This is a genomic window from Streptomyces durocortorensis (assembly GCF_016901035.1).
In the GTDB taxonomy this organism is placed as follows: Bacteria; Actinomycetota; Actinomycetes; order Streptomycetales; family Streptomycetaceae; genus Streptomyces; species Streptomyces durocortorensis.
The window spans coordinates 1-6686 of sequence record NZ_JAFEUF010000315.1; the positions used below are offsets into that span (position 1 = coordinate 1).

The following is a 6686-nucleotide window of genomic DNA, read 5'->3' on the forward strand; positions in this document are numbered from 1 at the left end:
CCCCCCCCCCCCCCCGGGGGAAGGGGCGGGGCGGGGAGAAGGCCCGCCGCAGGCGCCCACCGCTCACCGTCCAGCGCCCCGCCGACTCCCCCGGAGGCCTACACCGTCCGAGCCGCCGGAGCCCCTCGATGGCACCGCCCCGCCGCCGCAGCAGCGAACCGCCCCAACGCCTCCTCCTTGCCGCACGGATACGCCCCCAGCGCCGTCTGACGGGCCACGATCCGCCGCTCGGCCCGCATCAGCCGCCACCCGCGCCGCAGCAGGAACGGAACCGACTTGCGGCCCTCGCGCAGATCCCGCACCAGCCGGCGCCGGAACGTCGTGGACGGGCGGCCGCGCAGGCACAGCGCGTCGGCGAGCAGCCCCAGTTCCCGGCACCGCTCCACGATGTCCGCGGCGAAGATGCCCTCGGCCACGAACAGCGGCGAGCGCTCGATGTGGAAGGTCTCGTGACCCGTACGGGAACTCGTGGCGATGTCGTACACCGGAACGTCCGTACGACCGCGCCGGCACAGCTCGGCGATGGCCGCCACCGCCGCGTCCGCGTCCCAGGACCCGGCGGAGTCCCAGTCGATGTCCGTGGAGCCGGGCACCCGGGGCAGTGTCGGGTCGTCGTGCTCCTTGTAGAAGTCGTCCAGGCGCAGCACCGGAAGACCGGTGCGGGCGGCCAGGACGGACTTGCCGGAGCCGGAGGGGCCCGCGAGCAGCACGACGCGGGTCGGGATCGGTTGGGAACTCACAGAACAGAAGTGTGAGGCATTGACCCGCGCAGGGGATCCCTCGGGCCTCCTGTTGGTATCCGACATCACACCTCAACTACTCTGCGCGTACGGACGATTACCCGACCAGGCTCGATCAGGTGGAAAACATGGCACTTCATGCACGTAAGCCCGAACGTCGCGCCCTGCTGCGCGCCGGTCTGACCTTCACCGCGCTGGGGGCCGCGCTGGGGGCCGGTGCGGGCTCCGCACAGGCCGCCCCCCAGCTGCCTCCGGTCGCGGAGATCCCCGAGCAGGGCGTCTCCGCCGTCCAGGCGGTCACCGAGACGGCCGGACCCGCGGTGACCAGCGCGCTCGGCACCTCGGTGGCCAGCAGCCTCGCCCCGATCACCGACCTTCAGCTGCACCCGCTGGCGAACACCGGGGTGGACCCGCTGGACAACGCCGTGGGCACCCAGATCGCCGACTTCAAGCCGGTGACCACCGCGATCGTCACCGACCCGATCACCAGCGGCGGCGCGCTGAGCGACCTGCCCGTGGTGGGGTCGGTGACCAAGCTCGTCACCGGCTGACACGCGCGGACACGGGCAAGACGAACGGGGCCGCCTGGGGTGGAGGGCGGCCCCGTTCGGGTACCTGCGGCGCGGTCCGTGCTCAGTACGAGGAGCCCGCGGCTCCCAGTGCGCCCGTCGGGTGCCAGACCGTCTTGGTCTCCAGGAACGCCGTCAGGCGGTGCGTACCGGGGGAGGCCTGCCAGTCCTCGGAGTCGGACGCGCTGTCCGCGTCCACAGGCTGTGGACGCAGGACGCGCTTCAGGTTGTCGGCCGCCGCGATCTCCAGCTCCTTCGCCAGCGCGGCGTCCGCGCCGGTCAGGTCGATCGCGTTGACGTCCTGGTGGGCGGCGAGCGGCGCGGCGATCTCCGCCGTGACGCCCGACAGGATGTTGACCACACCGCCGGGTACGTCCGAGGTGGCCAGCACCTCACCCAGCGACAGCGCGGGCAGCGGGGCGTCGGCGGAGGCGATGACGACCGCCGTGTTGCCGGTCGCGATCACCGGGGCGATCACCGAGACCAGGCCGAGGAACGACGACTTCTGCGGTGCGAGGACCGCGACGACGCCCGTCGGCTCGGGGGTGGAGAGGTTGAAGAACGGGCCCGCGACCGGGTTGGCCCCGCCGGAGATCTGCCCGATCTTGTCGGTCCAGCCCGCGTACCAGACCCAGCGGTCGATCGCCGCGTCCACGACGGCCGCCGCCTTGGACTTCGACAGCCCCTCGGAGGCGGCCACCTCGCGGACGAACTGCTCCTTGCGGCCCTCCAGCATCTCCGCGACGCGGTAGAGGACCTGGCCGCGGTTGTACGCGGTCGCGCCCGACCAGCCGCCGAACGCCTTCCGCGCGGCCACGACCGCGTCGCGGGCGTCCTTGCGGGAGGACTGCGGCGCGTTCGCCAGCCACTGGCCCTTGGAGTCGGTCACCTCGTACACCCGGCCGCTCTCGGAGCGGGGGAACTTGCCCCCGACGTACAGCTTGTAGGTCTTGAAGACGCCAAGACGGTTGTTCTCAGACATCGAGGTACGCCTCCAGGCCGTGGCGGCCGCCCTCGCGGCCGTAGCCCGACTCCTTGTAGCCACCGAAGGGCGACGTCGGGTCGAACTTGTTGAACGTGTTGGCCCAGACGACGCCCGCGCGGAGCTTGTTGGCCACCGCGAGGATGCGGGAGCCCTTCTCCGTCCAGATGCCGGCCGAGAGGCCGTACTGACTGTTGTTGGCCTTGGCGACCGCCTCGTCCGGGGTGCGGAACGAGAGCACGGAGAGGACCGGGCCGAAGATCTCGTCACGGGCGACCGTGTGCGCCTGGGTGACATTCGTGAAGAGGGTCGGCGCGAACCAGTAACCGGAGGACGGCAGTTCGCACGGTGCGCTCCAGCGCTCCGCGCCCTCCGCCTCGCCCGTCTCGACCAGGGAGGTGATCCGGGCGAGCTGCTCGGCGGAGTTGATCGCGCCGATGTCGGTGTTCTTGTCCAGCGGGTCGCCGAGGCGGAGGGTCGAGAGACGGCGCTTGAGCGCGTCCAGCACCTCGTCCTGGACCGACTCCTGGACCAGCAGCCGGGAGCCCGCACAGCAGACCTGGCCCTGGTTGAAGAAGATCCCGGTGACGATGCCCTCGACGGCCTGGTCGATCGGGGCGTCGTCGAACACGATGTTCGCGCCCTTGCCGCCCAGCTCCAGGGTGACCTTCTTGTCCGTACCCGCGACCGAGCGGGCGATGGCCTTGCCGACGGCGGTCGAACCGGTGAAGGCGACCTTGTTGACGTCCGGGTGCGTGACGAGTGCCTCGCCCGCGTCCCCGTAGCCCGTGAGGATGTTGACGACGCCCTTAGGGAGTCCCGCCTGGCGGCAGATGTCCGCGAAGAAGAGCGCGCTCAGCGGCGTCGTCTCGGCGGGCTTCAGGACCAGCGTGTTGCCGGTGGCGAGCGCCGGGGCGATCTTCCACGCGAGCATCAGCAGCGGGAAGTTCCACGGGATGACCTGGCCCGCCACACCCAGCGGCCGGGGGTTCGCCCCGTACCCCGCGTGGTCCAGCTTGTCGGCCCAGCCCGCGTAGTAGAAGAAGTGCGCGGCGACCAGCGGGAGGTCCGCGTCGCGCGTCTCCTTGATCGGCTTGCCGTTGTCCAGGGTCTCCAGAACGGCCAGCTCGCGGCTGCGCTCCTGGATGATCCGGGCGATCCGGAACAGGTACTTGGCGCGCTCGGAGCCGGGCAGCGCCGACCACTTCTCGAACGCCTTCCGTGCCGCCTTCACGGCCCGGTCCACGTCCGCCGCGCCCGCCTGCGCGACCTCGGAGAGGACCTCCTCGCTGCTCGGCGAGACGGTCTTGAAGACCTTGCCGTCGGCGGCCTCGGTGAACTCGCCGTCGATGAACAGCCCGTACGACGGGGCGATGTCGACGACGGAACGCGACTCCGGCGCCGGTGCGTACTCGAATGCGGATGCCATGGCTATCAGTCCACCGTCACGTAATCGGGGCCGGAGTAACGGCCGGTGCTGAGCTTCTGGCGCTGCATCAGCAGGTCGTTGAGCAGGCTGGACGCGCCGAACCGGAACCAGTGCGGGTCCAGCCAGTCCTCGCCCGCCGTCTCGTTCACCAGGACGAGGAACTTGACCGCGTCCTTGGTGGTGCGGATCCCGCCGGCCGGCTTCACACCGATCTGTACGCCGGTGGCCGCCCGGAAGTCCCGGACCGCCTCCAGCATGAGGAGGGTGTTGGCGGGGGTGGCGTTGGTGGCCACCTTGCCGGTCGAGGTCTTGATGAAGTCCGCGCCCGCCAGCATCCCGATCCAGGACGCCCGGCGGATGTTGTCGTACGTGGACAGCTCGCCGGTCTCGAAGATCACCTTGAGGCGGGCCTCGCCGCACTCGGCCTTCACGGCCACGATCTCCTCGTAGACCTTCAGGAACCGGCCGGAGAGGAACGCCCCCCGGTCGATCACCATGTCGATCTCGTCGGCCCCGGCCGCCACGGCGTCGCGGACGTCCGCGAGCTTGACGTCCAGCGCGGCACGGCCCGCCGGGAAGGCGGTCGCCACGGACGCCACCTTCACACCGGAGCCGGCGACCGCGGCGGCGGCGGTGGCGGCCATGTCGGGGTAGACGCAGACGGCCGCGGTGCGCGGGGTCGTGCGGTCGGTCGGGTCGGGGTTGACGGCCTTGGCGGCGAGAGCCCGGACCTTGCCCGGGGTGTCCGCGCCTTCCAGCGTCGTCAGGTCGATCATCGAGATGGCGAGATCGATGGCGTACGCCTTGGCCGTCGTCTTGATCGAACGGGTTCCGAGGGCGGCGGCGCGCGCTTCGAGGCCGACGGCGTCGACGCCGGGCAACCCGAACAGGAAGCGGCGCAGCGCACTGTCGGACGCGGTCGCGTCGGCGAATGCGGGAGCAGTGGTGGGCATGGTCACCAGAGGAGCATATCTACGCGCGTAGCGACCTGTACAGGGGGCCGGGCGATCCGTGCGTTCCGACCCCGGGGCGCGAGCGCGGGCGGGCGCTCCGCCGGGCCGGACGCCCATCGGGCAGAATCGGCCCCATGACGAGCCCCACACCTCCCGCAGAGCCGCCCCACGCCGACCGGACCTACCGTTCCGTGGCCGCGCTGGTCTGCGGGTCGCTGCTGCTCCTGCTGATCGCCTGGATGGCCGGGGACGCCATGATCCGGGGCGAGGGGCGGACGCCGTGGCTCGCGCTGGCCGCGCTGCTCCTCGTGGTGCCGCTGGTCGTGGCGTTCACCCTGCGGCCCGCCGTCTTCGCGAACGACGAGCGCATCCGGGTCCGCAACCCGTTCCGGACGATCCAGCTCCCCTGGACCGAGGTCGCCGACGTACGGGCCTCGTACTCCTCCGAACTGCTCGCCCAGGACGGCACGAAGTACCAGCTGTGGGCGATCCCCGTCTCCCTGCGCGCCCGCAAGCGCGCGGCGCGCACGGCGGCCCGTGCGGCGCACGACGACCCCTACGGCCGTACGTCGGTCAGCGCCGACGTCCACGACTCCGCCGGGCGCACGGGCTCGGCCGACCAGACCGTCCGCGATCTGCGGGACATCGCCGAGCGGGCCGGTGACACGACCCCGGAGGGCACGGACCGGGGCTCGGTGCGCTGGGCGTACGAGGTGATCGCGCCGGCCGTCGCGGGGGTCGTCCTGCTGGTGGTCCTGGTGGCGGTGGGCTGAGGCCGACGCCACAAGGACGCCGAAAGGGCCGGCACCCCGGGTGGGGGCCGGCCCTTCGGCGTGTGGGGGAGCGGTCCGTCAGATGCCCGCCGCCGTCGCCAGGTCCCGCTTGATCCCGGCGAGCAGTTCGGCTCCCCGGGCCCGCGCGGCGGGCAGCCCGGCCCGGTCCGCCACCGGGACGACGACCTCCAGATAGCACTTCAGCTTCGGTTCGGTGCCGCTCGGACGGACGATCACCCGGGCGCCCTCCAGGTGGTAGCGCAGCCCGTCGGTGGGCGGCAGCTTGTCCGTGCCCTGCGACAGGTCCTCGGCCGAGGTGACCGCGAGACCGGCCAGGGCGGTCGGGGGCTGCTCGCGGAGCCGGGCCATGGCGTCCGCGATGACCGTCAGGTCCTCCACCCGCACCGAGAGCTGGTCGGTGGCGTGCAGCCCGTGGGCGAGCGCCAGATCGTCCAGCAGGTCCAGCAGCGTACGGCCCTGCTCCTTGAGTGCGGAGGCCAGCTCGGCGACGAGCAGGGCGGCGGTGATGCCGTCCTTGTCGCGGACGCCCTCGGGGTCGACGCAGTAGCCGAGCGCCTCCTCGTAGCCGTACCGCAGGCCGTCCACCCGGGCGATCCACTTGAAGCCCGTCAGCGTCTCCTCGTAACCGAGGCCCGCCTTCTCGGCGATCCGGCCGAGCAGTGACGACGACACGATCGACTCGGCGAAGACGCCGGTGGCGCCCCGCTCCACCAGGTGCGCGGCGAGCAGCGCGCCCACCTCGTCGCCGCGCAGCATCCGCCAGCCGCCCTCCGTGGCGGTGTCCGGCACGGCGACCGCGCAGCGGTCCGCGTCCGGGTCGTTGGCGATGATCAGGTCCGGGGCCGCCCGGCGCGCGGTGGCGAACGCGAGATCCATCGCGCCGGGCTCTTCCGGGTTGGGGAAGGCGACGGTGGGGAACGCCGGGTCGGGCTCGGCCTGCTCGGTGACGAGGACCGGCTCCGGGAACCCGGCGCGGGCGAACGCCGCCGTCAGCACCGAGGTGCCGACGCCGTGCATCGCCGTGTAGACCGTGCGCGCGGTACGGGGGCTGTCGGCGGCCAGGACCGCGTCCGTACGGGCGAGGTACGCGTCCAGGACCTCCTCACCGAGGGTCTCCCAGCCGCCCTCGGGGCGTACGACGCCCGCCAGCGGGCCGACCGCGGCGATGGCGGCCGCGATCTCGCCGTCGGCGGGGGGCACGATCTGCGAGCCGTCGCCG

The 6686-nt window shown here is 72.3% G+C and carries 7 protein-coding genes; 2 read left to right on the forward strand and 5 right to left on the reverse strand.

Annotation, left to right across the window (positions count from 1 at the left end; genetic code table 11):
- Positions 1-98 precede the first annotated feature (98 nt).
- Complete coding sequence (locus JS521_RS32435; protein ID WP_205086477.1) at positions 99-806, reverse strand: uridine kinase family protein; 708 nt, start codon at positions 804-806, stop codon at positions 99-101.
- A gap of 62 nt (positions 807-868) precedes the next feature.
- Between JS521_RS32435 and JS521_RS32440 the strand changes: the two genes are divergently transcribed.
- Positions 869-1291, forward strand: a complete 423-nt coding sequence (locus tag JS521_RS32440; protein WP_205086478.1) for a hypothetical protein — start codon at positions 869-871, stop codon at positions 1289-1291.
- 82 nt (positions 1292-1373) lie between these two features.
- On the opposite strand, the gene JS521_RS32445 is transcribed toward JS521_RS32440, so the two are convergent.
- Genes JS521_RS32445 through deoC form a run of 3 tightly spaced genes read right to left on the reverse strand, consistent with a single transcriptional unit; the run spans position 1374 to position 4673 of the window.
- Positions 1374-2291, reverse strand: a complete 918-nt coding sequence (locus tag JS521_RS32445) for an aldehyde dehydrogenase family protein (protein WP_205086479.1) — start codon at positions 2289-2291, stop codon at positions 1374-1376.
- Positions 2284-3720, reverse strand: a complete 1437-nt coding sequence (locus JS521_RS32450) for an aldehyde dehydrogenase family protein (RefSeq protein ID WP_205086480.1) — start codon at positions 3718-3720, stop codon at positions 2284-2286. The genes JS521_RS32445 and JS521_RS32450 overlap by 8 nt, the downstream gene beginning before the upstream one ends.
- Before the next feature lie 5 nt (positions 3721-3725).
- Positions 3726-4673: a deoxyribose-phosphate aldolase gene (deoC, locus tag JS521_RS32455; protein WP_205086483.1), complete on the reverse strand. Its 948-nt coding sequence runs from the start codon at positions 4671-4673 to the stop codon at positions 3726-3728.
- 134 nt (positions 4674-4807) lie between these two features.
- On the opposite strand from deoC, the gene JS521_RS32460 reads away from it, so the two are divergent.
- Positions 4808-5446 (forward strand): PH domain-containing protein, encoded by a 639-nt coding sequence (locus JS521_RS32460; RefSeq protein WP_205086481.1) that lies wholly within the window; start codon positions 4808-4810, stop codon positions 5444-5446.
- A gap of 78 nt (positions 5447-5524) precedes the next feature.
- Here JS521_RS32460 and JS521_RS32465 read toward each other — a convergent pair.
- Positions 5525-6686, reverse strand: a 1162-nt coding sequence (locus JS521_RS32465; RefSeq protein ID WP_205086482.1) for a phosphohexomutase domain-containing protein, incomplete at its 5' end; no start/stop codon positions are given.

What these genes read in the sequence shown, in the direction of transcription:
- JS521_RS32450 (WP_205086480.1), bottom strand. Translation starts at nt 3,720, where the DNA reads ATGGCATCCGCATTCGAGTACGCACCGGCGCCGGAGTCGCGTTCCGTC.
- JS521_RS32445 (WP_205086479.1), bottom strand. Translation starts at nt 2,291, where the DNA reads ATGTCTGAGAACAACCGTCTTGGCGTCTTCAAGACCTACAAGCTGTAC.
- JS521_RS32440 (WP_205086478.1), top strand. Translation starts at nt 869, where the DNA reads ATGGCACTTCATGCACGTAAGCCCGAACGTCGCGCCCTGCTGCGCGCC.
- deoC (WP_205086483.1), bottom strand. Translation starts at nt 4,673, where the DNA reads ATGCCCACCACTGCTCCCGCATTCGCCGACGCGACCGCGTCCGACAGT.
- JS521_RS32435 (WP_205086477.1), bottom strand. Translation starts at nt 806, where the DNA reads ATGTCGGATACCAACAGGAGGCCCGAGGGATCCCCTGCGCGGGTCAAT.
- JS521_RS32460 (WP_205086481.1), top strand. Translation starts at nt 4,808, where the DNA reads ATGACGAGCCCCACACCTCCCGCAGAGCCGCCCCACGCCGACCGGACC.